This is a genomic window from Streptomyces sp. NPDC059668 (assembly GCF_042734135.1).
GTDB lineage: Bacteria > Actinomycetota > Actinomycetes > Streptomycetales > Streptomycetaceae > Streptomyces.
Genome location: NZ_JBHWEL010000006.1, coordinates 1 through 25,283, shown reverse-complemented (window position 1 = coordinate 25,283; position 25,283 = coordinate 1). Strand labels below are relative to the sequence as shown.

29 protein-coding genes and 1 tRNA gene are annotated in these 25,283 nt (G+C 69.3%); 16 read left to right on the top strand and 14 right to left on the bottom strand.

Going from position 1 to position 25,283, the window contains the following annotated elements:
• Positions 1–121: 121 nt before the first annotated feature.
• Together ACFV2J_RS06995 and ACFV2J_RS06990 are read right to left on the bottom strand one after the other, a co-directional pair.
• Positions 122–2,653, bottom strand: a complete 2,532-nt coding sequence (locus ACFV2J_RS06995) for an MFS transporter (RefSeq protein WP_385437623.1) — start codon at positions 2,651–2,653, stop codon at positions 122–124.
• Positions 2,654–2,682: 29 nt separating this feature from the next.
• Positions 2,683–3,195 carry a MarR family winged helix-turn-helix transcriptional regulator gene (locus tag ACFV2J_RS06990; protein WP_385096796.1) on the bottom strand — a complete coding sequence of 171 codons (513 nt, stop codon included), beginning with the start codon at positions 3,193–3,195 and terminating at the stop codon, positions 2,683–2,685.
• Between the two features lie 227 nt (positions 3,196–3,422).
• On the opposite strand from ACFV2J_RS06990, the gene ACFV2J_RS06985 reads away from it, so the two are divergent.
• Positions 3,423–3,623: a hypothetical protein gene (locus ACFV2J_RS06985; RefSeq protein WP_153289730.1), complete on the top strand. Its 201-nt coding sequence runs from the start codon at positions 3,423–3,425 to the stop codon at positions 3,621–3,623.
• A gap of 24 nt (positions 3,624–3,647) precedes the next feature.
• On the opposite strand, the gene ACFV2J_RS06980 is transcribed toward ACFV2J_RS06985, so the two are convergent.
• The 5 genes from ACFV2J_RS06980 to ACFV2J_RS06960 all read right to left on the bottom strand — a co-directional run bounded on the left by ACFV2J_RS06980 (position 3,648) and on the right by ACFV2J_RS06960 (position 7,586).
• Entirely contained in the window at positions 3,648–3,938 is a 291-nt protein-coding gene (locus tag ACFV2J_RS06980; RefSeq protein ID WP_385096802.1) for a hypothetical protein, read from the bottom strand.
• 709 nt (positions 3,939–4,647) lie between these two features.
• A complete protein-coding gene (locus ACFV2J_RS06975; RefSeq protein WP_356809563.1) occupies positions 4,648–5,565 on the bottom strand; it encodes an RNA polymerase sigma factor SigF in 918 nt (305 codons plus the stop codon).
• Between the two features lie 244 nt (positions 5,566–5,809).
• Positions 5,810–6,694: an RNA polymerase sigma factor SigF gene (locus tag ACFV2J_RS06970; RefSeq protein WP_385095228.1), complete on the bottom strand. Its 885-nt coding sequence runs from the start codon at positions 6,692–6,694 to the stop codon at positions 5,810–5,812.
• Positions 6,695–7,078: 384 nt separating this feature from the next.
• Positions 7,079–7,372: a Dabb family protein gene (locus tag ACFV2J_RS06965; RefSeq protein ID WP_385095223.1), complete on the bottom strand. Its 294-nt coding sequence runs from the start codon at positions 7,370–7,372 to the stop codon at positions 7,079–7,081.
• A 34-nt stretch (positions 7,373–7,406) separates the two neighbouring features.
• Positions 7,407–7,586, bottom strand: coding sequence for a hypothetical protein (locus tag ACFV2J_RS06960; protein ID WP_148009183.1), 180 nt, complete (start codon positions 7,584–7,586; stop codon positions 7,407–7,409).
• A gap of 1,120 nt (positions 7,587–8,706) precedes the next feature.
• Between ACFV2J_RS06960 and ACFV2J_RS06955 the strand changes: the two genes are divergently transcribed.
• A complete protein-coding gene (locus ACFV2J_RS06955; RefSeq protein WP_385437619.1) occupies positions 8,707–9,015 on the top strand; it encodes a hypothetical protein in 309 nt (102 codons plus the stop codon).
• 81 nt (positions 9,016–9,096) lie between these two features.
• Here ACFV2J_RS06955 and ACFV2J_RS06950 read toward each other — a convergent pair whose 3' ends face one another.
• Together ACFV2J_RS06950 and ACFV2J_RS06945 are read right to left on the bottom strand one after the other, a co-directional pair.
• Positions 9,097–9,771, bottom strand: a complete 675-nt coding sequence (locus tag ACFV2J_RS06950; protein WP_385437617.1) for an AAA family ATPase — start codon at positions 9,769–9,771, stop codon at positions 9,097–9,099.
• Positions 9,771–10,529, bottom strand: coding sequence for a GntR family transcriptional regulator (locus ACFV2J_RS06945; RefSeq protein ID WP_385437615.1), 759 nt, complete (start codon positions 10,527–10,529; stop codon positions 9,771–9,773). The genes ACFV2J_RS06950 and ACFV2J_RS06945 overlap by 1 nt, the downstream gene beginning before the upstream one ends.
• Before the next feature lie 397 nt (positions 10,530–10,926).
• Here ACFV2J_RS06945 and ACFV2J_RS06940 point away from each other — a divergent pair, with 397 nt between their 5' ends.
• The 13 genes from ACFV2J_RS06940 (at position 10,927) to ACFV2J_RS06880 (ending at position 21,834) form a co-directional block, all read left to right on the top strand.
• Complete coding sequence (locus ACFV2J_RS06940; RefSeq protein ID WP_385437613.1) at positions 10,927–11,106, top strand: hypothetical protein; 180 nt, start codon at positions 10,927–10,929, stop codon at positions 11,104–11,106.
• A gap of 90 nt (positions 11,107–11,196) precedes the next feature.
• Complete coding sequence (locus tag ACFV2J_RS06935) at positions 11,197–11,460, top strand: DUF6284 family protein (protein ID WP_385437611.1); 264 nt, start codon at positions 11,197–11,199, stop codon at positions 11,458–11,460.
• Complete coding sequence (locus ACFV2J_RS06930; RefSeq protein ID WP_385437609.1) at positions 11,457–12,356, top strand: DUF2637 domain-containing protein; 900 nt, start codon at positions 11,457–11,459, stop codon at positions 12,354–12,356. Before ACFV2J_RS06935 ends, ACFV2J_RS06930 begins: the two co-directional genes overlap by 4 nt.
• Positions 12,356–12,736 carry an RRQRL motif-containing zinc-binding protein gene (locus ACFV2J_RS06925; protein WP_385437607.1) on the top strand — a complete coding sequence of 127 codons (381 nt, stop codon included), beginning with the start codon at positions 12,356–12,358 and terminating at the stop codon, positions 12,734–12,736. The genes ACFV2J_RS06930 and ACFV2J_RS06925 overlap by 1 nt, the downstream gene beginning before the upstream one ends.
• 29 nt (positions 12,737–12,765) lie before the next feature.
• Complete coding sequence (locus ACFV2J_RS06920) at positions 12,766–13,320, top strand: hypothetical protein (protein ID WP_385437605.1); 555 nt, start codon at positions 12,766–12,768, stop codon at positions 13,318–13,320.
• A gap of 16 nt (positions 13,321–13,336) precedes the next feature.
• Complete coding sequence (locus ACFV2J_RS06915; protein WP_385437603.1) at positions 13,337–15,445, top strand: FtsK/SpoIIIE domain-containing protein; 2,109 nt, start codon at positions 13,337–13,339, stop codon at positions 15,443–15,445.
• A gap of 204 nt (positions 15,446–15,649) precedes the next feature.
• Positions 15,650–16,114 (top strand): hypothetical protein, encoded by a 465-nt coding sequence (locus ACFV2J_RS06910; RefSeq protein ID WP_385437601.1) that lies wholly within the window; start codon positions 15,650–15,652, stop codon positions 16,112–16,114.
• Positions 16,115–16,203: 89 nt separating this feature from the next.
• Positions 16,204–16,893: an SAM-dependent methyltransferase gene (locus ACFV2J_RS06905; RefSeq protein ID WP_385437599.1), complete on the top strand. Its 690-nt coding sequence runs from the start codon at positions 16,204–16,206 to the stop codon at positions 16,891–16,893.
• Complete coding sequence (locus tag ACFV2J_RS06900) at positions 16,890–17,540, top strand: DNA cytosine methyltransferase (RefSeq protein WP_385437597.1); 651 nt, start codon at positions 16,890–16,892, stop codon at positions 17,538–17,540. The genes ACFV2J_RS06905 and ACFV2J_RS06900 overlap by 4 nt, the downstream gene beginning before the upstream one ends.
• Entirely contained in the window at positions 17,537–18,376 is an 840-nt protein-coding gene (locus ACFV2J_RS06895) for a bifunctional DNA primase/polymerase (RefSeq protein ID WP_385437595.1), read from the top strand. The genes ACFV2J_RS06900 and ACFV2J_RS06895 overlap by 4 nt, the downstream gene beginning before the upstream one ends.
• 2 nt (positions 18,377–18,378) lie before the next feature.
• Positions 18,379–19,854, top strand: coding sequence for an ATP-binding protein (locus ACFV2J_RS06890; RefSeq protein WP_385437593.1), 1,476 nt, complete (start codon positions 18,379–18,381; stop codon positions 19,852–19,854).
• Positions 19,855–20,313: 459 nt separating this feature from the next.
• Positions 20,314–20,553 (top strand): helix-turn-helix domain-containing protein, encoded by a 240-nt coding sequence (locus ACFV2J_RS06885; RefSeq protein ID WP_385437591.1) that lies wholly within the window; start codon positions 20,314–20,316, stop codon positions 20,551–20,553.
• 9 nt (positions 20,554–20,562) lie between these two features.
• Positions 20,563–21,834, top strand: a complete 1,272-nt coding sequence (locus ACFV2J_RS06880; RefSeq protein ID WP_385437589.1) for a tyrosine-type recombinase/integrase — start codon at positions 20,563–20,565, stop codon at positions 21,832–21,834.
• A 41-nt stretch (positions 21,835–21,875) separates the two neighbouring features.
• On the opposite strand, the gene ACFV2J_RS06875 is transcribed toward ACFV2J_RS06880, so the two are convergent.
• The 5 genes from ACFV2J_RS06875 to ACFV2J_RS06855 all read right to left on the bottom strand — a co-directional run bounded on the left by ACFV2J_RS06875 (position 21,876) and on the right by ACFV2J_RS06855 (position 24,389).
• Positions 21,876–22,580, bottom strand: a complete 705-nt coding sequence (locus ACFV2J_RS06875; protein ID WP_385437587.1) for a TIGR02391 family protein — start codon at positions 22,578–22,580, stop codon at positions 21,876–21,878.
• Between the two features lie 130 nt (positions 22,581–22,710).
• A tRNA-Ser gene (locus ACFV2J_RS06870) sits at positions 22,711–22,795 on the bottom strand.
• A gap of 62 nt (positions 22,796–22,857) precedes the next feature.
• A complete protein-coding gene (gene tadA, locus ACFV2J_RS06865; protein WP_385437706.1) occupies positions 22,858–23,289 on the bottom strand; it encodes a tRNA adenosine(34) deaminase TadA in 432 nt (143 codons plus the stop codon).
• Between the two features lie 82 nt (positions 23,290–23,371).
• Positions 23,372–23,911 carry a hypothetical protein gene (locus tag ACFV2J_RS06860; RefSeq protein ID WP_385095233.1) on the bottom strand — a complete coding sequence of 180 codons (540 nt, stop codon included), beginning with the start codon at positions 23,909–23,911 and terminating at the stop codon, positions 23,372–23,374.
• Between the two features lie 238 nt (positions 23,912–24,149).
• Entirely contained in the window at positions 24,150–24,389 is a 240-nt protein-coding gene (locus ACFV2J_RS06855; RefSeq protein WP_385095236.1) for a hypothetical protein, read from the bottom strand.
• 132 nt (positions 24,390–24,521) lie between these two features.
• On the opposite strand from ACFV2J_RS06855, the gene upp reads away from it, so the two are divergent.
• Complete coding sequence (upp, locus tag ACFV2J_RS06850; RefSeq protein WP_329288865.1) at positions 24,522–25,157, top strand: uracil phosphoribosyltransferase; 636 nt, start codon at positions 24,522–24,524, stop codon at positions 25,155–25,157.
• The last annotated feature ends 126 nt before the right edge of the window (positions 25,158–25,283 follow it).

The window sequence follows — 25,283 nt, the reverse complement described above, 5'->3', positions numbered from 1 at the left end:
GATAACACCACTTCCCTGGCCGTGGCCCGCGTCAGTTTTTAATACCACCCAGCCACACCACCCGCCCGGTGGGCGCCCGCCCCCCGCTGGGCCCGCGCGTCCCACGGGCCGGGGTTTCCTGTTACTCGCCGGGGTGGGCGAGTTCGATGTCGTGGTCGTCGACACCGTGACCGCCGACGGTCAGCGCGGTGGCCATCGGCGGGTAACCCGTCGCGATGACCGTGTACTCGCCGCCGTCCAGATCGGTGAAGGCGTACGCGCCGTCCGTGCCGGTGCGCGCCGTGCCGATCACGTTGCCGGCCGCGTCGACCAGCGTGACCCGCGCGTCCGGCAGCGGTCCGCCGGGCGCCCGGACGACACCCTGGAGCCGGGCGCCCGCGCGGAGTTCGACCTCGACCCGGGTGACCCCGGCGCCGCCGACCTCGACGGGAAGCGCCTGCGGGCGGTGGCCCGCCGCGTTCACCGCGACGGTCACCGGTCCGGGCACCAGCTCGGCGAAACCGAACTCGCCCTGCTCACCGGTGGTCCCGGTGGCCAGCACGTCGCCGCGGACGTCGGTCACGATGACCATGGCGTCCTTGACCGGGGTGCCGGTTCCGGCGGCCCGCACGAGCCCGCTCAGCCCGCTCGTGCCGCTCAGCAGGATGTCGTACGCCACCGGTTTGTCGTTCACGACGATCGTCGAGGCCTGCGGCTGGAAGCCGTCGGCGGAGGCGATCAGGACGTACGAACCCGTCCCGGGCGCGTCCACCGCGTAGGAGCCGTCGGCCTGCGCCACGGACCGGCCGAGCTGCCGTCCCGCGAGTGAGATCAGCGTGACCGCGGCCTGCGGCACCGGGGCGCTCTCGGCGCCGCGGACATGACCGCGGACCGGGATGCCGCCGGCGGGCGCCGGGGCGCTCTCCCTCGTCGCCGTGGCGACGGCGGCGAGCCGCTGGGTGCCCTCGGGCGCGGACTCGGTGTCCGTCCCGGTGCTCGTCGCGATGCTCGTCGCGGGGACGGCCCGGCCCGGGGCCTCCTGCTCGGCGGCGACGGTGGGCACCCCCGCGTCGGCCTGCGCGGCCTGGGCCGCCTGCGCCAGCGCGCCCGAGGTCCGCAGCGGGACCTCCTTGATGAACAGCATGATGAAGAAGGCGAGCAGCGCCAGCGCGGAGGCGATCATGAAGACGTCCGCGATGCCGTGGCCGTACGCGCTCTCCAGGAGGGTGCGCAGCGGGGCGGGCAGGGCGTCCATGTCCGGGATGGTGCCGGTGCCGGAGGAGGCCGCCGCGGCCGCGTACTTGGGGTCGAGGCCGGCCAGGCCGTCCTTGACGTAGTCGGTGATCCGGGTGGACATGATCGCGCCCAGCGCGGAGACGCCGATCGCGCCGCCGAGGGAGCGGAAGAACGTCACCGTGGAGCTGGCGGAGCCGAGGTCGGAGGGCGCCACCTGGTTCTGCGTGGACAGCACCAGGTTCTGCATCGTCATACCGATGCCGAGGCCCAGCAGCGCCATGAAGATCGCGACGTGCCAGTAGGTCGTGTCGTAGCGGATGGTGCCCAGCAGACCCAGGCCCGCGGTGATCAGGGCGCCACCGCTGACCAGCCAGTACTTCCACCGGCCGGTCTTGGTGATGACCTGGCCGGAGACCGTGGAGGCGATGAACAGGCCGCCGATCATCGGGATGGTCATGACGCCCGACATCGTCGGGGACTTGTCCCGGGCCAGCTGGAAGTACTGGCTGAAGAAGACCGTGCCGGTGAACATCGCGACGCCCACGAAGAGCGAGGCGAGGGAGGAGAGGGTGATGGTGCGGTTGCGGAACAGCCGCAGCGGGATGATCGGCTCGCTCGCCTTGGACTCGACGAGCACGAAGACCGCGCCGAGCAGGATCGCGCCGCCGACCATCGCGGCGGTCTGCCACGACATCCAGTCGTACTTGTCACCGGCGAAGGTGACCCAGACCAGCAGCAGCGAGACCGCGGCCGAGATGAAGAACGCGCCGCTCCAGTCGACCTTCACGTCCCGCTTCACGACGGGCAGGTGCAGGGTCTTCTGCAGCACGATCAGCGCGATGACCGCGAACGGCACACCGACGTAGAAGCACCAGCGCCAGCCGAGCCACGAGGTGTCGGTGATGACGCCGCCGAGCAGCGGACCGCCGACGGTTGCGACGGCGAAGGTCGCGCCGAGGTAGCCGGAGTAGCGGCCGCGCTCGCGCGGGGAGATCATCGCCGCCATGACGATCTGGGCGAGGGCGGACAGACCGCCGACGCCGATGCCCTGGATCACGCGGCAGGCGATGAGCATGCCGGCGTTCTGCGACAGACCCGCGGCGGCGGATCCGAGGACGTAGATGATCAGGGCTATCTGTACGAGCGCCTTCTTGCTGTACAGGTCGGAGAGCTTGCCCCACAGGGGCGTGGCCGCGGTCATGGAGAGCAGCGCGGCGGTGACGACCCAGGTGTAGGCGGACTGGCCGCCGCCCAGGTCGCCGACGATCTCGGGCAGGGCGTTGGTGACGATCGTCGACGACAGGATCGCGACGAACATGCCGAGGAGCAGCCCGGAGAGCGCCTCCATGATCTGCCGGTGCGTCATCGGAGCGCCGTCGGAGGACCCACCTCCGTGCTTGGCGTGAGCCCGCACACCGGCTGGTGTGGTCGTTGCCATGGGCTTCCTTCTCTAGTGCTCTTGTGTGCTTACGCGGGTGTACGGGTGGTGGTCGGTTCTGTCGGTGCGCGGACCGCTCCGGCTTCCGCGGGCCAGGGGGGCCGCTGGGTGGCGCGGCAGTCGCCGAAGCTCTCGCGCAGCCGGCCCATCAGGTGGCTGAGGAGCCCGACCTCGTGGTCGGACCAGTCGCTCAGCCGGTCGGCGAAGAGCTGCGAGGAGCGCCGGGAGAGCTCGTCGAGCCGCGCGTGCCCGGCGTCGGTGAGACGCAGGATGCGCGAGCGCTTGTCCGCCGGGTCGGGGAGGCGTTCTATCCAGCCCCGGTCGGCGACGTGCGCGACGTGGCGGCTGGTCACGGACATGTCCACGGCGAGCAGCTCGGCGAGCTTGCTCATCCGCATGTCGCCGTGGCGGCCCAGCAGCGTCAGCACGGCGGCGGAACCCGCCGGGCAGTCGTGCGGCAGGATCCGCGCCAGCTCCCTCTTCACGGCGCCGATGGCGCTGAGCTGACGAGCCAGTTCCTCGTACTGCGCCCGCTCGGCCATCGCCCCTCCAGTATTCGTTGCTTGGGGCAACCATAAATGCAGTTGGTTGCTGCAGGCAAACGTAATGGCCTCCGCCGGGATAAAAACATGGCAAAGGCAAGCATTGGCAAACGTAAACTTGCTGGTGGAGGCGGTGCCAGACTGAGAGTCCGCTGTGAGGTGCGGTCGTGCACCCGAGGGGCCCCCGCACTTGGGCGGGCTCCGGCTATTCGCTAGGGTCCTGGGCCATGGCAAACACCCAGGGCCCCGAGGGCAACTACGACCCCGCGGGTAGCACCCAGATGTTCCGCGCTTTCGTCGACGAGGGCCCCCAGGCCCGTCAGCAGCAGCAGGTGGCCGCCCCGGCGGGTCCCCGCATCGGCCTCATCATCGGCATCGTCGTCGCCGTGGCGGTCGTGGCCGCCGTGGCATGGCTCGCCCTGTCGTGAGGACGTCCCGCCGGTAGCGGCGGGTCACTTCCACTGGACGGACACGTCCCGCGTCTCGATGTGCATGCCCCACGGCACACGCCAGGCGTCGACGCACACCGTCCAGGACTTCTTCGCGCCCGCTCCCGGGGCGATCGGGGCGGGCAGGTCCCGCGTCGAGCCGATCGTGGCCCAGTCGATCCCGAGCGCCCCGATGATGTGCGTCCCGAGGCTGACCGTGCCCGAACGGACGGCGGTGCCACCGGTGTTGCGGAAGGACAGGGTCACCTTCTCGCACCAGCGCTGATCGGTGGCCGCCCGCTCGGGCGCGCCCACCTCGACGGCCGCGGGCGCCGGTGTGGACGGCGCCGGGTGCGTCGGCGGGGCCGGCGTGCCGCCGGCACCCGTCTGCGCGTGACCGGGGTCGCCTCCCCCGGGGGAGGGCGCCGGCGATCCGCGGCTCCCGCCCGTACCCGCATCCTTCCCCGCGAGACCCGAGGACGGTCGCGGTGGTCCCGGACTCCCGGCGGCCGGCGCCGTCCCGCCACCGGCCGCCCCGCCACCGGCAGTCCCGTCCCCGGCCGCCCCGGCGTCGCCGCGGGGGCCCTTCCCGGGGCTCGTGGCGCTCTTCCCGGCCAGTGGGGCCAGGGAGACGTCCCCGGTGGGGGCCACCGCCCTCCCGGACCCGCCGGGCACTCCCGCCGCGACGTGCCCGCCGCCCCCGCCGCTCCCGCAGGCCGTCAGCACGGCGCCCAGACACACCAAAGCCGTGGGGGGGGCCCACAGGGGGCCCCCCCGCGCACGCAGACAAAAAGTGAGGACCCCCCCCCCCCACCCCCCCCCGTGGGCCCAACGGGCGGGAGCGCTCCGACGCGGCCCCCCAGCACGCCGCCCGCCCCCACCCCACCCCCCCCGCGCCCCCCCACCGGCCCCCCCCCCACGGCCAGGATCACAAGTCGTTCGACCCGCTCGACGCATCGCGCCAGTGTGACTGACGGACCGTCAATTATGAAGACTCCGGGGGTCGTTCTTCCGCTTCGGCCCCTCAGTCGGAGATGAGACCTTCGCGCAGCTGGGCGAGGGTGCGGGTGAGCAGCCGGGAGACGTGCATCTGGGAGATGCCGACCTCCTCGCCGATCTGCGACTGCGTCATGTTGGCGAAGAAGCGCAGCATGATGATGCGGCGCTCGCGGGGCGGGAGTTTGGCGAGCAGCGGCTTCAGCGACTCGCGGTACTCGACGCCCTCCAAGGCCGTGTCCTCGTAGCCGAGGCGGTCCGCGAGGGAGCCCTCGCCGCCGTCGTCCTCGGGGGCCGGCGAGTCCAGCGAGGACGCCGTGTACGCGTTGCCCACGGCCAGGCCGTCGACCACGTCCTCCTCGGACACGCCCAGTACGGAGGCGAGTTCGGCGACCGTCGGGGAGCGGTCGAGCTTCTGCGAGAGCTCGTCGCTGGCCTTGGTGAGGGCGAGCCGCAGCTCCTGGAGACGGCGCGGCACCCGGACCGACCACGACGTGTCGCGGAAGAAGCGCTTGATCTCGCCCACGACGGTGGGCATCGCGAACGTCGGGAACTCCACCCCGCGTTCGCAGTCGAAGCGGTCGATCGCCTTGATCAGGCCGATGGTGCCGACCTGGACGATGTCCTCCATCGGCTCGTTGCGGGAGCGGAAGCGGGCTGCCGCGTACCGGACGAGCGGGAGGTTCAGCTCGATGAGCGTGTCCCGTACATAGCCGCGCTCCGGGCTGTCCTCACCGAGTGCGGCGAGCCGCAGGAACAGGGAGCGGGACAGGGTGCGGGTGTCGATGGCTTCCGAGGTCGGAGCGGCCTGGGCGGCCGGAGCGGCCGGGACGGCGTCCGGGGCCGGAAGGGCCGATACGTCGGCAACGACAACGTGAAGCGCGTCGGGCTCCGAGTCGCTCTTCGTGAGCGTGAGCACCTTCGAGCTGCCCTGGTCTGCGGACATGCCACCCCCTTTGGGTCGCGGACGGTCGCGGCGGACGCTCCCGTCGGAGGAACGCAGCCTCCACCTGAATACCGGTCGGGAGGCTGCGGCAAACGCGCTTCCGGCAGAATGTCACATGTCGGCAACACGCTGTAGTGACATGTCGACATGGAAGGGGTGAATCGGCCCTGGAAAAGGCTGGTCTGACTGCTTTTCACCGCCGAACTGACGGAAAAAGAACCTGTGAGCGATTCGCTCTTACCGGTTACGCCTCGATCCTGTTTGCGGATCGGAGCCGCGCGAAGCTGCGGGCGAGGAGCCTTGACACGTGCATCTGGGAGACACCCAGCTCGGCGCTGATCTGTGACTGCGTCAGATTGCTGTAGTAGCGCAGCAGCAGGATGCGCTGCTCGCGTTCGGGCAGTTGCACGAGCAGATGGCGGACGAGGTCACGGTGTTCCACGCCGTCGAGCGCGGGGTCCTCGTAGCCGAGCCGGTCGAGCAGTCCGGGCAGTCCGTCGCCCTCCTGGGCGGCCTCCAGGGAGGTCGCGTGGTACGAGCGTCCGGCCTCGATGCAGGACAGCACCTCCTCCTCGGTGATGCGCAGCCGCTCGGCGATCTCGGCGGTCGTGGGCGTGCGCCCGAACGCCGTCGTCAGATCCTCGGTGGCGCTGTTCACCTGCACCCACAGCTCGTGCAGCCGGCGGGGTACGTGGACGGTGCGGACGTTGTCGCGGAAGTACCGCTTGATCTCGCCGACGACCGTCGGCATCGCGAAGGTCGGGAACTGCACGCCCCGCTCCGGGTCGAAGCGGTCGATCGCGTTGATGAGGCCGATGGTCCCGACCTGGACCACGTCCTCCATGGGCTCGTTGCGGCTGCGGAAGCGGGCGGCGGCGTAGCGGACGAGCGGCAGGTTGGCCTCGATGAGCGCGCCGCGCACGTGGTCGTGCTCCGCGGTGCCCGGCTCCAGCGTCTTGAGGCGGCCGAAGAGCACCTGGGTGAGGGCCCGGGTGTCGGCGCCGCGGCGGCGCTCGGGGGCGGCCTCCTGGAACGGGGCCTGCTCCTCCTCGGGCGCGCGCTCCTCCTCCGGTGCGCGCGCCCCCTCTGGTGCGCGCTCCTGCTCCGGCGCCCGATGCGCCTCGGGCACGCGCTCCTGCTCCGGTGTCCGGTCCTGCGGCGGTGCCGCCTGTCCCAGGAGCGGGGCCCGGCCCTGGAGAGGTGCCGGCTGTTCCTGGAAGGGAGTCCGCTCCTGGGGAGGTGCCTGTTCGTGGAGCGGGGTCCGCTCCCGGGGCGCCGTCGGTTCCTGGGGCGGTGCTTGAGGCGCAGTACTGGCCGGCACGGTCAACTCCACCTCTATCATCCGTCAGATCCGTCAACTCATCCGTCAAAAGCGGTCATAGCATCACAAGACATGTGCACTGTGTGCAAGCACCGCATAAAGCCGTGTTGAGCGGGAATTGTGGAGAGTTGGGGGCCCGGGACGCGACGGAGCCCCCCGCCGATCACGGCGAGGGGCTCCGGAGTGCGTGGCTCAGAACGGGTAGTCGGCGATCACCCAGGTCGCGAACTCGCGCCACAGCGCGACGCCCGCCTGATGCGCGGGATGCTCCAAGTACCGCTGTAGGGCGTCCGTGTCGTCGACCGCGGAGTTGATCGCGAAGTCGTACGCGACGGGCCGGTCGGTGATGTTCCAGTCGCATTCCCAGAACCGCAGATCGGGGACGAGGTCGCCGAGCGCGCGGAAGGCGGCCACGCCCTCGACGGCGCGCGGGTCGTCGCGCTCGACGCCCTCGTCGAGCTTGAAGAGGACCAGATGGCGGATCACGGGTACTCCTTGGTGGCGCGGCGCGGGTCGGGCTTCAGTTCTTGGCTCCGTCGGCGATCCACGTCATGAAGTCGCCGACGGACCGGGCAGCGGACGATATGCCCTCAAATCCTATCTGGACGTAGTCGGCGGCCTTCGCCGGATCGGTGATGATCACGTACAGCGCGAAGACCACGAGCACATAGACGGCGATCTTCTTCGAATTCACCGCCATCGCGGCCTCCCCTGTGACTGCTGCGCCCGGTGGGCCCCCTGTGCCGGCGGCGAGTGTAACCTTCACGCCTTTTTTATGGACCAACGGCCTGCTGGCCGGGGCCTTTTGCCGGTCCCGTCCGCGGCCGCGCGGGCGCACGATGGAGCCGAGCCCAGCGGTCGGGAGCCCGCAGGGCCGGGGACGGACCTCACTGCGGGGTCCACGGCACGGATTCATCCGAACCCGCGGCGCGGACTTGAGGCCCGCCCCCGCCGGGGCGGCGGCGTGTCCCGCACGCCGCTTCCCCCGGCCCCCAGTGGCGGGACGACGCACGAAGGGCCCCGTCTTTCGACGGGGCCCTTCTCAAGCGGTAGCGGAGGGATTTGAACCCTCGGTGACTTGCGCCACACTCGCTTTCGAGGTCTGTTCGTGCTGGTCAGGGTGCTATCCGGCTTCATTCAGGACCGTTCACCCCTGTGCACCTGCTCGTCGCGTGAACCGCTGTGGACGGCGCCGGACGAGGGTGAATGAGACGGAAACTGAGACGGGCTGACGAGCCTGGCGGGCTCGTCAGACGATATGAAGCCTCTCCGGTTTGCCATCCGGTTCTCGTAGCAGTAGATCCGCCCCGGTTCGCGTCTGTGCGTCTAGGTAAGCGTAGATCTGCACTGCTCGATTGATCACGTCTGCTTTTGACAGGCCAGTGCTCTCAGTCAGCTCTGCGATGGCCTGAACGGCGGGCGGCACGAACGTTACCGAGTATCGCTCGCCGGCTGGGCGTTGCGGCCTGCTCGTGGGATCAGGCATTCAGTTCCTCCAAGGTATATCGACAGCGCACATCGTATCTGCATCAAGTTGGTGCGTCTATGCACCACTGCTGCTAAGGTCTGGGGAAGTCAGAAGGTGGTGCGCTGTCTCCACCTCTGGCCGCCGTGGCGTGACGCGCGGCGGAAGCTCAAGGTCTATCCAAGTAGGGGCTGCCTCTGCATCACCGGACGCTTCGTCCGGGAGCAGCCCCGAATGCACATTCGAGTAGCAGCGGCCAGCGACGTGGGAGTTGTGGATGGGCGAATCATGGCGAGGTTTCAGTTGCAACCTGGGTGGCGGCACCTAGGGCTGAACCTCCCAACAGGGAGTGGGAATGAGCGAGCAGTGCGACGCGCAGTATCTGGGTGAAGGTCAGCCGACCTCGGCGGCCCATGTCACCTTTAGGACGACTCCGGATGGCCCGTCCATCGCTCTGGGCGTGCCCGCAGAGCAGTCTGGCCTGTTGGTGACGTCCATCGTGGTGGCAACCGGAGTCGGAGGCTCTGTCCTCGGTCCTTACCTGATGGCGCGCGCTTTGCACATGATGGAGGCAAATATGCCCTGGCAGCTTGAGGCGGCTTTGATCACCCTCGCCTCATTGTTGCCGCTGGCGTACTTCCTTCTTGGCCGCCGTCGCGGTTGAGCTGCATCGCTGCACATCGACATGTGTGACAGGCACCCTCGGCTGTCCGGCCGGGGGTGCCGCGCGTGCGCTCGCACTGGATCAAGGATGAGGGGCTTCTACGGCCGCGATCACGTCCGCAGCGTCGCCTTCGTAGAGGAAGTGTGGTTCGTCTGCCTGAGGAGGGATGAACCGTGTCCGATACCGCTGAAGGTCGCTCTCTGAGAAGTAGATCGAGTTCGGATCGTCTGCGTGGAAGTCGTTGCGCTTGCTGATCCTCGCCCAGAGTTCATCATGGCTAGCTGCCAGATAGACGAGTACAGGGGTGGCGCCAGCGTCGGCCGCGATGCCCTGCCACCGACGTCGATCGTCTGGGGTCCAAAAGCCATGATCAACGACTACATCGTGCCCAGCCGTGAGGAGTTGCCCGAGTTCAACCGCCACGTCTTCGAGGACCGGCCGCTCCAGCGTGGGAAAGGTGCCTCGCGGGAAGTCCACTCCGTACACACCGTGGCGCCGATACATCTCCTCATCTGGGCAGAGGCGAACGAACCCGCGATCGGTGAGCACGCGGGAAAGCGTGGTCTTACCAGAGCCGGGAAGTCCGGCCATCAGGACACAAACGGGTGGGCGTGGGGACATCGGTCTCGTCAAGGTTTGGGCGATCGTTTTGATCTCTGCTTCGGCTTCGGGCGTGATTGTGCCAGTCCGGCGGGCTGCAAGCAGTGTTCCTAGGCGATTTTCCAGCACGCTGGCGAGCGTGTCGTCCAGGACCATCACGGGGAGACCTCTGATTCCGTGCGCCACGTACGGCCCGGACCTCCGAGATCCACACCGTACTCAACGATGTTGCCTTCACTGTCGACGAACTTCGCTGTCATGACCACCACTGGTTCCGCCAGAGGGTCGTCGGCGTCAAGCTCCAAGAGCCGTGCGTACTCGGGCGTAAGAAGGTGCGCCGAAGCGGTGTCAATGCGGTGACTGATCGGGTGGCCCGTCGCCTGGCTGATGAGCTGGAGTGACGTCCCACCTGTCAGGCGTTCACTCACTGCGAGCTGCGGAATCAGCTTGCCGTACCGACCGGGAATCCAAGACGTGCTGTGGGCGACGATGCCGTGCCGGTCTCTGTAGACCCGGCTCCGGCGGACCACATCGGACCCAGGGGCGATGTCCAGTGCTTGGGCCACATCGGCGGGGGCGGGAACCACGGATGCCTGATGCGAGTCGGACCGTTCACCCTGTCCCCAGCTCGACCCGGTGCGGCGTCCTCGGTCTTGGCGCTGAGATCCCGACGACATCGGAGCCGGCCGGTCCAGAACTTCAGTTCCGATGCCGTGGATGCCGCGAACGAGACCGTCGTTGCGCAGCTTGCGCAGGGCTTTCTCAGCCGTCGCGGTGCTCACTTTCCACTCTTCCGCGAGGTTCTTGATGCTCGGCAAGAGTGTTCCCGGCTCTAGCTGACCCGACTCGATCAGTTCCGTGTAGTGGGCGGCAATCTTCGCGTACGGGGCCCGATTGTCGGCCTGGCCTGCCATGTCGCCTGCTCCTTGTCGTCACTTCCCTGAGGTTCCCTACCTTACTGCTTGACACCGCAGGGAACCCTAGGGAACCTTAGGGATGTGCCCGGAGGAAAGCCCGAGAGGGCGAGTACGAAGTGAGCGCTCGTTGGTTGAGAACTCAACAGTGTGCCGATCCAGCCGCCTGCACACGGGCGGTCGATGGGTCGACAGGTAGGCCCGTCCCACCTCGCACAAGAGGGCGGGCGCGCACCGGCTCTGTCCCGGTGCGCGGTACAGCGCGCCCAGCCTTTCCGCAGCTCAAAGGCTGCGGCCGGTTGCCTCCCCCGCCCGTCCAACCCGTTTCCACAGGGTGTGTACGGGCGGGGTGGCAGGGAGCCGGAACAGACGTCCCGGCACGGACGGGAGAGAGCACATGAAGAGGGATCACAGCTTCACCGCCACCGTCACTGACCTGAGCACCGGCAACCGGGAGCAGGTCAGTGACACCGCGCGCTTCGACCACCCGGTGAGCAAGGGGGACGCGACGACCGGGATCCGCAACGAGCTGGCCCGCCAGGACCGGCCGGCCACCGGCATCACCCTCACCGACTGACCTGACCCCACCCCACACGGCGCGCGGCCCCGGAGGTGCAACTCCGGGGCCGCTTTCGGGCCGTACATCTTCTAGGGAGAACACGACCCAATGAACCCCATCGTCACTGTTCAGGAAGCCGTTACCGCGTTCGCCGACTGGAACGAGCCCACGACTGCGGAGCTGGACGCGATCGAGCGGGAGATGCCGCTGATCCTGGCGGACGTCGACCTGATCGACGCGCAGATCATCGCCATGGACCACACCCCGAACGAGGTCGACACCCGCCGGGTACGGCGTGCCCTCGCCCGGGTCCTCACGGAGTACCGCGTCCTCGCCAACCGCACCGCCGACGCGGTCGGCGGTGCGGCGTGAACCGGTGGGGAAAGGGCCTGTTAGTCCTTGCCCTCGTGGTCGTGGTCGCCATGGCGTTCCGGGTGTCCTGGAACGCGCTGCGGGACATCGCCACCGCGATCGGCGCGGATGACACGGCCGCGACGCTCTACCCGTTCGTGGTCGACGGCCTGATGGCCCTCGCCCTGGTCGCCACCCTGGTCCTGACAGACCAGGCAAGGACGTTCGCGCTGCGGGTCCTGGGCACCTACACCGCCGCGTCCCTGGTCCTCAACTACGTCCACGGACTCATCCCCAAGCTGCACGGCGCAACGGTCGACTGGGGACGGCTCGCCGACTGGGACCCCGCCAACTACGCCCTCGTCCTGCTCGCCACGTCGCTTCCGGTCGGCTCGATCTACTTCGGCTCCGATCTGGTCGCGAAGGTGCTGCACCACCGCCCCGCCCCGGTCCCGGACCCGATTCCGGCCCTGGTCGCGAATGCGGAGGAATCTACCGAGGTCATAACGAAACGGTCTACGGCTGACCTCGTAGAATCGACCCCCGCCCCGGCCGCCGTGGCGCCGGTACGGATGCCCGATCCGGTGGCCGTTCCGTTCGAGAAGTCGGCGCTTCTCCTCAAGCCCGTCCCGACTCCCGCCGCGCCGGCTCCGGCAGTCGAGCGGCGGTCGGTGGCTGCTGCGGAGTCGACCCGCCCGCGCCGGGCGACCGGTCGGGTCCCGGCGGTTGCTCGATCGAGCAGGCCGAAGCGCACCCCGGATCAACTGCTCGATGAGGCACGGCGGGTCACCGCCGACTGGCCGGACGCGAAGCTGACCGCGGAGGGCATCCGCCTCGCGGTCCACACCTCGCCGGTCAACGCCCGGATGCTGCGGGACACCCTGCGCGGCGAGCGGGCCGCCAAGGCGGCCGTCTGATGTCCGCCGCGTGGGGCAAGTGCTTCGACCCGACCGGGGCCCGCTACGGGATACCCACCTACCCGTGGCGCCTGGCCCCGGACGGCCTCGCCACCCGCCGGCAGCTCCGCGCCAAGGGTCTGCGTCCGGGCGGGCAGGACATCGCCGCGCAGGTCATGCGCGTCAACCGCCGGCAGGGCGGGGTGCGCGTCTCCTACCTCTACCGCCTCGACCTGGCCAAGCCCGTCCGGCCGATGACGTCGCGGAAGTGGGGCGCGCTCGCCCTGGCGATGCTCGCCCGCCGCACCTGCCCCCGCTGCCGGATCACCTACAGCTACTGCCTGTCGACCCGGTACGGCATCTGTGGCCTGTGCATCTCTGCCGAATCTGCTGCCGCGTGACCTGCGGCTTCCCTCTCTCGGAGACTCGTGTGAAGACGACCGTGAGCACGCACAAGATCCCCGGATACGGCTCGACCGCCCGCACCGCGAAACGGCTGGCGGAACAGGCCGTGCCGGTGGTGAACCGGGCGGTGCCGGGCCGGATGCCGGACGTCGAGGTGATCCTCACCAACGAACGCGGCATGGCCGAAGCGATGGCCGCCGCCGACATCGCCCTCGCCGGCGCACTCGACCGCCGCACCCTCAGCCGTGCCGAGCGCGACGCCCGCAGGCTGGCCCGCGAGATCCAGGCCCGCGCGATCCCGCGCCCGGACAAGAGCGCGCTGATCATCATCGACGTCGACAAGCACCCCAGCCCCGAAGCGTTCGCCGTGACGCTCGTCCACGAACTCACCCACGCCATGCAGTTCAGCCGCAAGGGCGTGTTCGAGCGGGTCGTGGCCAGCACCCGCGCCGGCTTCGGCATCGAGCGGCAGTCCCGCCGCGCCGCCCGCGAACACGACTGGCTCGTCGACCAGGAAGAGGCCGAAGCCTACGGCTTCGAGCACCTCGCCAACCGCATCGTCCCCGGCTCCCACGCCTGAACAGGAGACGCTCCACATGACCGAGAACGTCGTCCACCTGCACAAGGACACCAACGAGCCCGCCACCGTCACCACCCTGACCGTGGTCCCCGAACCCGCCCCGCCGGCGCCCGTTCCGCTGTGGGTCCGCTCCGGACGCGCGGTGAAGACGGCCGTCACGCACGACCGCACGAAGACGACCGCCCGCGCTGCTGCCCGCCACAGCCTGTACGTGGTCGGGGGCGCCAGGATCGTCGGGCGCCGGGCGTGGGACGGCCGCACGGCTGCCCGATACGAGCGGTACATGCGCACCGCCGAAGCCGCGGGGAACATGGAACTGGCTGCCGAGTGGGAAGAGCGCGGGCAGCGCTACCGCGACTCCCGCCACCGCCGCCGCATGGACCTGCTCACCTCCCCGATCGACGCGGCCAAGGGCATCGCGGCCGGCACCGGCATGGGCATAGGCGGACTGGTCGCCCTCGGCATCGTCATGGCGATTGCGACCAAGGATGTCAGCGACGTCGTCACCCCGCTGATGGCGGCCGTCGACTTCATCAACCTGCTGATCTGGATCGTCCAGGTCGTGTGGGGGCCCGCGATCACCATCGGCCCGTTCCTCGCCCTGCTCGCCCTCTGGGCAGTCGGCAGCAAGCAGCACGCCGCCCCCGCGTGGGCGCTGCCGGCGAACGTCCGGAGCGGTGAGGGTGAGCCGATTACCCCGTCGATCGTCGTCAAGGCCCTGCGCGACCTGGGGGTCGCCCCCCTGCGGGGTGCGATCAAGGAGATGGGCGACGCGGGCGCGTCGATGCTCGGTCCGATCCGGATCGCCGGATGCGGCGTGGAAGTCGACGTGACGCTCCCGTCCGGGGTGTCCACGAACGAGATCCAGAAGCGGCGCCGGAAGCTTGCCGAGAACCTGTCCCGGCATGAGCACGAAGTCTTCATCGTGATCCCGCAGGCGGCCCGCACGGTGCGGCTTTGGATCGCGGACTCCGGCGCCCTGGACCAGCCGATCGGCCCGTCTCCGCTGGTCACCGACGAGACGATGACCGCCGACTACGCCAAGGGCCGCGCCCCGTGGGGGCAGGACCTGCGCGGCGACGCGGCGGCCCTGTCGGTCTACCAGCGCCACCTTCTGATCACCGGTCTGTCCAACCAGGGCAAGACGGCCGCGCTGCGGTCGCTGGTCCTGTGGCTGGCCCTGGACCGGTCGGTGGAGTTCTGGATGGGGGACCTCAAGGGCGCCGGCGACTGGGCCATGTGCAACGGGCTCGCCGCCCGGCTCATCCAGGGCCCGACGGATGACCACGTCATCCAGGTCACGGAGATGCTGGAGGACGCGGTGGAAGAGATGAACCGCCGCCTCCAGGCCCCGCCCGGCACACAGTTCCCGGCGCTGATCGTGATCGTGGATGAGGCGCAGGTCGCGTTCATGTGCCCCGTCAAGGGCGAGGACAAGCGGCCCTACGGCGGATCGTCTTCCACCTCCCGCTACTTCATGGCGGCGCGGAAGATCCACAACCAGGGCCGAGCGGTGAACGTGCTGCTGTGGCAGGGCACGCAGGACCCGACCGACCAGAACCTTCCCAAGCTGGTCCGCGAGGGCGCCCACACCCGGGCATCGCTCGCGCTCGGCTCGGAATCTCAGGCCCGTATGGCCCTGGGGGACAAGGCCGTTGACGGGGGCGCCGCACCGAACCTGCTGCGTCCCGGGCTCGACAAGGGAACGCTGGTCGTCGCGTCGGACGGGATCGAGATCCCCAAGGGCCAGTCGTCCATCACGGTGCGCACGCACTACATCAGCACCGAAGAGGCGACCGCCATCGCCGACCGGGCCAAGGCCCTGCGCGACGGAGTCACCACCCTGACCCTGATCGAGCGCGGTGAGGACCGCGACCCGCTCGCCGACATCGCGAGCGTCCTCGGAGACAAGCCGCGCTTGAAGACGCAGGACGTCCTCAAGCGGCTCGCCGCACTCAGCGAGGACGCCTACGGCAAGTGGTCGTTCACCGACCTCACCCGTGTCCTGGACGGCACCGGAGCCGAGGCCTACAAGTCGGACGGCCGCATGGTCGTCGGCCGCGACCGCGTCGCCCGCGCCCTCGCCAACCGGGGCACGGACGGTTCCGCTTCCGCCGAAGGATGACAGGGAGCCGACCCCGCCCCGGGCAGGGAGGCAGGGAGAACTCCCTGAACCCCTCCCTGACCCACCTCCCTGCCCCTGAGCTGCACAGATGATCGCTCAGGGAGTCAGGGAGGACCGCAGGTCAGACCCCCGGAACACCCCTCCACAGCAACCCCGCAAGGGGGTGGTCCCGCCTCCCTGCACCGCCCCGCGAAGGGATTCCGCATGTACCCCGAACACGCCCCCCACGGCCGCTACGAGACGGCCGTGGACGTCCACCGGCCCACCCCGATGGCACCCGTCGTCATGGCGCCCGCACCGCTCGTTCCGGTGCAGCCGGGCGCCGTTCCGAGCGTGGCGAGCGTCGTCCTCCCGGACGGCCGCGTCGTCACCGGCTACGCCATCAGCCCCATGCAGCCCGAACCGGTCGCCGCCAAGCCGGCCGTCTCCCGAGCGGCCGTGAATGTCGCGCTCGGGGGCGTCGGGTTCCTCGCGGTGTGCGGCGGGCTGCTGCTCCTGACGACGTTCATCGCCGCCCTCACCGCCCTCATCACCCAGCTCATCATCCTCGCCGCCGTGATCTTCGGCGGATGGATCGCCGTACAGATCTTCTCCGCGTCCGGCTCGAAGGGCGGGACGACGGTCAACATCCGCAAGGCCGTGATCAAGCGGAACCGCTTCTACAGCTAGCTACGCCAAGGGCGGCCCCCACGTCTCGCCAAAGAACCGGGGCCGCCCTTGCTCGCCAGCACCTCACCAAGGAACTGGAGACATTCAGCATGACGCAACCCACCCACGTCCGGCGAGCCCGTGGCCGGCGGCCGCGCTTACTGGATCTGTTCTGCTGCCAGGGCGGCGCGGGCAAGGGCTACGCCGACGCCGGGTTCGAGGTGACCGGCGTGGACAAGGACCCGCAGCCGCGCTACCCGTACGCGTTCGTCCAGGCGGACGCGGTCGCGTTCGCCCTCGAACACGGCGGAGAGTTCGACTTCATCAGCGCTTCCCCGCCCTGCCAGTTCGACAGTGACTGCCAGCGCATCCAGGGCAACGCCCACCCCGACCTGATCGGCCCCACCCGCGCCGCGCTGGAGACGACGGGGCGGCCGTGGGTGATCGAGAACGTGGGCGGGGCAGTGCCCAAGCTCCGGGCCCCGGTGATGCTGTGCGGGCCAATGTTCAACCTCGCGACCTACCGGCACCGGTACTTCGAGGCCGGGGGAGGCTTCACCCTCCCGCAACCTGCCCACCGAGAACACACGGTGCCTCAGGCGAAGATGGGCCGCCCGATCCCGCCCGGCCACTACGGGCAGTTCGTCGGCAACTTCTCCGGCGTCGACCACGCCCGCCACGTCATGGGCGTCCCCTGGATGAACCGCGACGGCATCCGCGAATGCATCCCGCCCGCCTACGCCCGCTGGACCGGCACCCATGCCCGCTACAGCCTGCGCGCCAAGGCGGTGGCTGCATGAGCGCGCGCGTGCTGCCGCTGCGGCGGCCGAACGGGCTGCGGCTGCTGGATCTGTGCTGCGGCGCCGGAGGCCTGTCCATGGGCTACTACCTCGCCGGCTTCGACATCACCGGCGTGGACATCGCCCCGCAGCCGAACTACCCATTCCCGTTCATCCAGGCCGACGGCCTGGACTACTGCACCGCCCACGGCCACGAATACGACCTGGTCCACGGCTCCTGGCCCTGCGAGCGCTACGCCACCGTCACCAAATGGCGCGGCAACCCCGACAGCCATCCCGACCTGATCGGCCCCGGCCGTGAGGTCATGCATGCGACCGGTCGGCCGTGGGTCATCGAGAACGTCCCCGAGACCGCGACCGCGGGCCTGCTCCGCCCCGACTACCTGATGTGCGGTACGCAGTTCGGCCTCAACGTCCGACGACACCGCGTCTTCGAGACGTCGTGGGGCGGCGGCGGGGACCTGGTCGCACCGTGCTGGCACCGCAAAGACCTGCTCGCGTTCGAGCACAAGGGCGAGCGCGCCTACGCCGACGCCATGGGCTGCACCTGGATGACCAATCTCGAAGCCCGCAAAGCCGTACCCCCCGCCTACACCCAGTGGATCGCCGCCCAGTTCCTCACCCTCGAAGGGAGGACCGCCGCATGAACGGGCACCTGAACACCGCCCTCAGCCTCGCCGCGCAGGGCGTCCCCGTCCTGCCGCTGCGCCGGGGGAAGCTGCCGTTCGGGAACTGCCCCGCCTGCGCGCGCAACGCGTGCGGCGGCCGGCCGAACATGAAAATGCCTGGGCCGTGCGTCTGCCCGCAGCCGTGCCACGGCTGGGCCGCCGCCACCACTGACCCGAACGTCATCGACTCGCCCACCTGGGCGCGGGCGTGGCACGAGGCCGCGGGCCTGGCCTACCACCCCGGCGGCGCGAGCCTCACCGTCGTGGACCTCGACAACGCGGCAGCCATCGCATGGGCCCACGCAAGCCTGCCCGCCACACGGACCGTGCCCACTACCCGGGGCGAGCACTGGATCTACCGGGGCACCATGCCGTCCGGCAACGCCGTGCGCCCCGGCGTGGACGTCAAGTCTCTTATGGCGTACGCCCGTTGGCTCGGACCCGGTGAGGGCGCTTCGGCGGCTCTCACGGACGTTGTGCGCGCTTTGGCAGTAAAGGAGCCGCCTGCGGTCCGTAGGGCGCCACAGACGCTGTCAGCACCCCTCAGCGGGCAACGGGGCCAGTGTCCGCACCGCACACCCTCGTATCTCGATCGCGGTATCGCCATGGCGGAGCAGCGCATCACCGCCGCCCGCAGTGCGGTGCACGCCACCGTCTACCGGACGTTTCTCGCGGTGCTGTCCACCCACGGCCGGTGCGGCTGCCTTACCGACACGCACGCCGCCCGGCTGTTCACCGCCGCGCAGGCCAAGGGCGAGAGCCCCCGGCACTGCACGGACGCGTGGACCAACGCCCTGACCACGTTGGGACTGTGACCATGTCCGACGACGAAAAGAACCCCGCCCGCAAGGTCATCGCGGACTACGCGCAGGAGCATTTCCGGTACTTCCGCACCGCTGACGGGACCGTGTACGCGCAGAAGAACGGCCACCCCGTGGCCCGCCCGATCCGCTCGCAGGGCACCACGGGCAGCCACCGCCAGGAACTCATGGTCGGCCTGTTCAAGGACGGAATCGGCGTCTTCAACGGGTCCGCAATCAAGGAGGCGTTGGACTTGATCGAAGCACTCGCGCTCACCGAGAACGTCCAGCCCGTACACATCCGCGTCGCTCCGGGGTTCGACGGGGCGACATGGCTGGACCTCGGACGGGATGACGGGAAGTCCGTGCGCATCCACCCGTCCGGCTGGGACATCCTCACCCCCGATCCGCGCGAGGTGTGCTGGCGCCGGACGCAGCTCACCGGGGAACTCCCGTTGCCGGCCAAGGACACCGACGGCAAGGGCATCGATCTGCTGATGCGGCTGTGCAACTTCGCCAGTGCCGAGACCGAGTGCCTGGCCATCGTGTGGCTGATCGGCTGCCTCGGACCGTCCGTGCCGGTGCCCGCGCCGTTCCTCACCGGCCCGCAGGGCGCGGGGAAGTCGACCGGGGGCCGGATGCTCACCCGGATCATTGAGGGGATGAGCGGTGACCTGCGCCGGGCGCCGAAGGATGAGGAAAGCCTGATCGCGGCCGTGGCGGCGGGATGGGTCACCGCGCTGGACAACCTCTCGCACGTCACGCCGGACCTGTCGGACGCGATGTGCTGCATCGTGACCGGAGCCGAGAGCGTCAAACGGGCCCTGTTCACCGACGGGGACGTCTTCCGCGTCGGCTACCGCCGGCCCCTGCTCCTGACCGGCATCGACGTGGGTGTCATCCGCCCCGACCTCGCGGACCGACTGCTCCCGCTGCGGTTGGAGCGGCCCAAGGTCCGGCGCACGGAGGCCGAACTGTGGGCCGACTACGCGGAAGTGCTCCCCGTGGTCCTCGGCTCGCTGCTGGACCTGACGGTCAAGGTCCGCGCTGTGGAGGCGGAGACCCCCACGGATCTGCGGATGGCGGACTTCGCGCACCTGTGCGCGCAGTTCGACGCGGCCACCGGTCTCGGGGCGCTGCCCGCCTACCGGGCGAGTCTGGACGACCTGAACGACGACGTGATCGAGGGTGACCTCCTCGCGCAGACCGTTCTCCTGCATGCCGAGACCATCGAGCCGGGCAGCGCGCAGCGGATGACGTCCACGGAGTGGCTTGCCTGCCTCAGCACCCTCTACAGCGGCGATGGGTACCGTCCGCTGCCCAAGGGGTGGCCGACCACCGGCAAAGTCCTCTCCGACCGCCTCAAGCGCCTGCAGCCCACCCTGGCGGCTCGCCGTGTCGTCGTGGACGCGGGGCGTACCAAGGCGGGCCGGTACCTCGAAATGACCCGCACACTGCCCCCGGCGCCGCACGAGCAGTCGCGGGCGTTCTGACCGCGATCCCGCAGGCTCAAGCGAACTGCAAGAGGAGCACGTGCTCCTCTTGCAGTTCGGCGGAACGGCGCCCGAAGGTCGCGCCGCGCAGCGGCTCCTTCTTCACGCGCTGAGGCGCACCCAAGTACTACAGGCAGCCCCTTCTTTGTCCTAAGTAGGAAGACGCTGCGTCACCCACGTCACCCGAGCCGGGAAACGGCGGCTGACCTGCGGCAACAGCGGTGACGCAGACGGCTTCCTCTGCGTCATTCTGCGTCACCTGCGTCACCCGGTGACGCAACCGATGACGCGGCGGTGACGCAGCCCCGATCCGCCATGTCACCCAAAACAGCAGGTCAGCGCACCAAATGACGCTGATGGCGCGGGTGACGCAGAAATCCGCGCCTCGGACAGACACGCGCATCCCGCTACCTCTGCACGGCCCCCAGCCCACTCCTTCGGTCCCAGGGAGATCCCCGCATGGATACGGCCCCCGCCGGCGCGTTCGACAGCACCCTCGTACTGCTCACCGTGGAGGAGGCTGCCCGCCGCCTCCGGATCGGACGCACCGTCTGCTACCGGCTCATCAGCTCGGGAGAGCTGGAATCCATCACCGTCGGCCACCTCCGCAGGGTGCCGGTCGACGCCGTGCCCGAGTTCGTCACCCGCCGCCGCAAGAACCAGCAACCCACCACCACCGCCACCGCCACGGCAGCCTGAGGAGCACACATGGCAGAAGAGAAGAACAAGCGCACCCGGCAGCCCAACGGCCGTTCGTCCATCTACTTGGGCAAGGACGGCAAGTGGCACGGCCGTGTCACTGTCGGCATCTGCGACAACGGCAGGCCCGACCGGCGCCATGTCGAACGCAAGACCCGAGCCGAGGTGACGGCCGCTGTACGCGAGTTGGAGAAGCAGCGGGACGGCGGCACCGTTCGGAAGGCCGGGCGAGCCTGGACGGTCGAGACGTGGCTGACCCATTGGGTTGAAAGCATCGCCCCGTTGGCCGTCAACGAGAACACGATGGTGGGGTACGGCGTTGCAGTGCGGAAGCACCTGATCCCCGCTCTTGGAGCACACCGTCTGGACAAGCTCGGACCTGAGCACATCGAACGGTTCTACGGAAAGATGCAGGCCGATGGTCGCAGGGCCGGAACAATCCATCAGATCCACCGCACCTTTCGGACTGCACTGAATGAGGCGGTACGGCGCGGTCACCTCGCGCGCAATCCGGTGCAGCTCGCCAAGGCTCCTCGTCTGAGCGAAGAGGAGATCGAGCCCTACACCGTCACGGAAGTTCAACGACTGCTTCGGACCGCCGACGACCGTCGGAACTCTGCCCGCTGGGCCGTAGCCCTGGCTCTCGGGCTCCGGCAGGGGGAAGCTCTCGGCCTGAAGTGGGCTGATGTAGATCTGTCACGTGGGGTGCTGATGGTGCGTCGGAGCCGGCGCCGCCCGCACTACGCCCACGGGTGCGGCGACACGTGCGGCAGAAAGGCCGGCTACTGCCTGCAGCGCGAACGGACCAACCCGGAGACAGCAGACACGAAGTCCCGCGCGGGTCGCCGATCGGTCGGTCTCCCGGCGCAGCTCGTAGACCTGCTGAAGACGCACAAGGCCAAGCAGGATGCCGAACGCGACGCGGCGGGGTCTGCCTGGACGGATGAAGGCTGGCTCTTCGCTACGCCGGTAGGGCGGGGCACCCCGCCACGAACGGACTACGACGACTGGAAGGAGCTACTGAGCGACGCAAAGGTGCGAGACGGCCGTTTGCACGACGCCCGACACACTGCCGCCACGGTGCTGCTGATCCTCGGAGTCTCAGAACGAGCCGTCATGGGACTCATGGGCTGGTCTACGACGGCCATGGCCGCGCGGTATCAGCACATGGTGGACTCGGTCCGAAGCGACGTCGCCCACCAGGTCGATGGACTCATCTGGGAGACCAAGAAAAAAGGCCCCGACGACGGAGCCGCGGGAGTGCCTGTACCGGTCAGGTGAGCAAATGGGGGGGCAGGTCGGGTTACCTGCCCCCCATTTGCTCAGGTCACGACCTGGCACTGATCGATGAACCGTGCAACGACACTGAAGGTGGCTAGCTGCTCCAAAGTCTCCTGCTCCGTCAGATCACCCGTTTCGTGAGCGGCAGGGTTCCGGAGTGCGGAGAAGGCGCCCTGACCGAGCGCGAGGGCGCCGCGCTGTCGTGTCTGGACTCCTGGGTCTGTTTGGTCGCCTGGTATCCGGAGTCGCGGCTTGCCCGTCTCCGGGGCTTTGTCGCTGAAGGCTTCCTGCACGAGCTTCGCATCCGACAGGTCGCGTCGGCCCAGCTTGTCCTGAAGGTGTGCGTTGATCGATGTGGCGGCGGCATGAACTGCGGCCCGATAGTGTTTGGACTCCCAAAACGTCCGGGCGGCGTCCCATACCCACGAATGGAACTTATCGGCGGGGAGGGACGGGGCGTCTGGTGCCAGTCGAATCGCCCACTCGTCCATGTCCGCCAGCATGCCTATACCGCGGCGGACTTCAGACTCGCTGATGGACAGGCCGCCCCAGTCGGTATCCCCCAGCACGCCTGCCTCCGCAATTCGGGGATCGAGGCTCTGCAAGATCTTCACGACTGTGGGCTCAGCTTCGTACAGCCGCATCTTTGCTACTGACGTATCGCCGTTCACTTGTCGGATTTTCCAGTACTCGGTGATGAGGCCAGCGAACGCCTCAAGTCGCAGATGCATCCAGTCGCGGTCCACACGGCGAGCGTAGGGGTCGGGTGTCCGAGATGCTGGGGATTTTTGCGCGTTGGACGGCCAACTGAGACGGAAACTGAGACGGAGACGCACGAAGGGCCCGGTGTCATCCACCGGGCCCTTCGTCTACCTGCGGTAGCGGAGGGATTTGAACCCTCGGTGACTTGCGCCACACTCGCTTTCGAGGCGAGCTCCTTCGGCCGCTCGGACACGCTACCGAGGAAGACCCTACCCCAAGGTGGGCCGTGGTCAGAAATCCGTTTCCCGCACCCCCCGGAGTTCAGCGGGAGCGGAAGAATCCGGTGAGAAGACGGCCGCACTCCTCGTCGAGGACACCGCCGATCACCTCGGGCCGGTGGTTGAGCCGGCGGTCGCGTACGAGGTCCCAGACGGAGCCGACGGCGCCCGCCTTCTCGTCGCGGGCACCGAAGACCACCCGGTCCACCCGGGACTGCACCAGCGCGCCCGCGCACATCGCGCAGGGCTCCAGGGTGACGACGAGCGTGCAGCCGGACAGCCGCCATTCGCCGAGCCGCTGGGCGGCCCCGCGGATCGCGAGCACCTCGGCGTGCGCCGTCGGGTCACCGGTGGCCTCACGCTCGTTGTGTCCGGCCGCGAGCACCGTCGTACCGTCCGTGGACAGCACGACGGCGCCGACGGGGACGTCCCCGCCCTGGACGGCCCGGTCGGCCTCGTCCAGGGCGAGCCGCATCGCGGCCCGCCAGCGGTCGCGTACCGGATCTCGTGGAAAGGTCTCTGTCGTGCCGCTCACCAGGGAAACCTAACCCGGGGAGCTAGCGGACGGTCTCCAGGACCTCCGCCGCCCCCAGGGCGTCGGCGATCGTGCTGAGCGCGTCGCCTTCGTCCAGGGCGAGCAGTTCCTTCTCGCTCACCCCGAGGTCCGCGAGGATCTCGCGGTCCCCGACGGGGCTGTGCGAGACGGCCTCGCTGGAGACGCTCTCTTCCTCGTCGTCGGAGTCGTCTGCGTCGTCGGGCTCACCGTCCTCGGTGCCGTCCAGGTCGAGGGAGTCCAGGTCGGCGTCGTCGTCGCCCGGATCCCGTCCTAGTAGTTCGTCCGTGAGCAGGATCTCGCCGTACGAGCTGCGGGCGGCGGCTGCGGCATCCGAGACGTAGATACGAGGGTCCTCCTCGCCGTCCACGCGGACGACGCCGAACCACGCGTCCTCCTGCTCGATGAGTACGAGCACCGTGTCCTCCTCCGAGGCTTCACGGGCCAGGTCGGTCAGATCCGACAGGCTCTCCACATCGTCGAGCTCTGTGTCGCTCGCTTCCCACCCGTCTTCGGTGCGCGCGAGCAGTGCGGCGAAGTACACCGTGACTCTCCCACTGGTCATAGGCGTGCCGGTTGGGGGTCCCCCCGGCGGAGGTTGATGGGCGGGGAGTGCTGCTCCGAGACCCCACCCACTCGGAATCGTGGCAGAAACAGAGCGTTCAGGGGACGTCTTCGGCCTGCTGTGTCTGCCTCTTTTGATCGCTATCAGCGGATCGTACGCGGCCCTCGGCGTCGCGCGTGCATGTCTACGCCCTCACGGCGTGGGCAGACCCCCGGAGCTACCAGCGGAAGGTGCGCATGCGCATGGCGTGACGGAGGCGGGCGACCTTGGCGCGCCGTGGCTGGACGCGGTCGCGCAGCTCGCGCGCCTCGGTGAGTTCACGCAGGAACTGGGCCCGGCGTCGCCTGCGCTGGGCGTCCGTCTCCTGCTCGGGCCGCTCGACCGGCCGCTCCGGCCAGCGGACCGGCCGCTCGGGCTGTTCCGGCCGCGCCGAGTCCTTCGGTCGCCTCGGCTGCATGGACTGCTCCGGGGACTTCTCTTCCCGGTCCGTCATACGCACACCACCCCAGGTTCGTCCTTCCCGCCTTCCCTCGGACGGGCGGTTTGATGCCAGCACGAGCGGCACGGAGGCCCGGCTACTGTTGTGGGCATGCGTCTCCACGTCGTCGACCACCCCTTGGTCGCCCATAAGCTCACCACCCTGCGCGACCGGCGCACCGACTCCGCGACCTTCCGGCGGCTCGCCGACGAACTGGTCACCCTGCTCGCCTACGAGGCCACCAGGGACGTGCGCACCGAGCAGGTCGACATCGTGACCCCGGTGGCCTCCACGACGGGCGTCAAGCTGTCCTATCCGCGCCCGCTGGTGGTGCCGATCCTGCGCGCGGGTCTCGGCATGCTCGACGGCATGGTGCGGCTGCTGCCGACCGCCGAGGTGGGCTTCCTGGGCATGGTGCGCGACGAGGAGACCCTCCAGGCGTCCACGTACGCGACCCGGATGCCGGACGACCTCTCCGGGCGCCAGGTCTACGTCCTGGACCCCATGCTGGCCACCGGCGGCACGCTCGTCGCGGCGATCCAGGAACTGATCAAGCGGGGCGCCGACGACGTCACCGCCGTCGTGCTGCTCGCCGCCCCGGAGGGCGTCGAGGTCATGGAGCGCGAGCTCGCGGGCACGCCCGTCACCGTCGTCACGGCGTCGGTCGACGAACGCCTGAACGAGAGCGGCTACATCGTGCCGGGCCTGGGCGACGCCGGCGACCGGATGTACGGGGCCGCCGAGTAGGAGCCGGCGTTCACCCACCCACCGTCCCTGGGGGCTCCGCCCCCAGACCCCCGCCAGGGGCGCTGCGCCCCCTGGACCCCCGCATCGCCCGAAGGGCTCGTCCTCAAACGCCGGACGGGCTGAGGG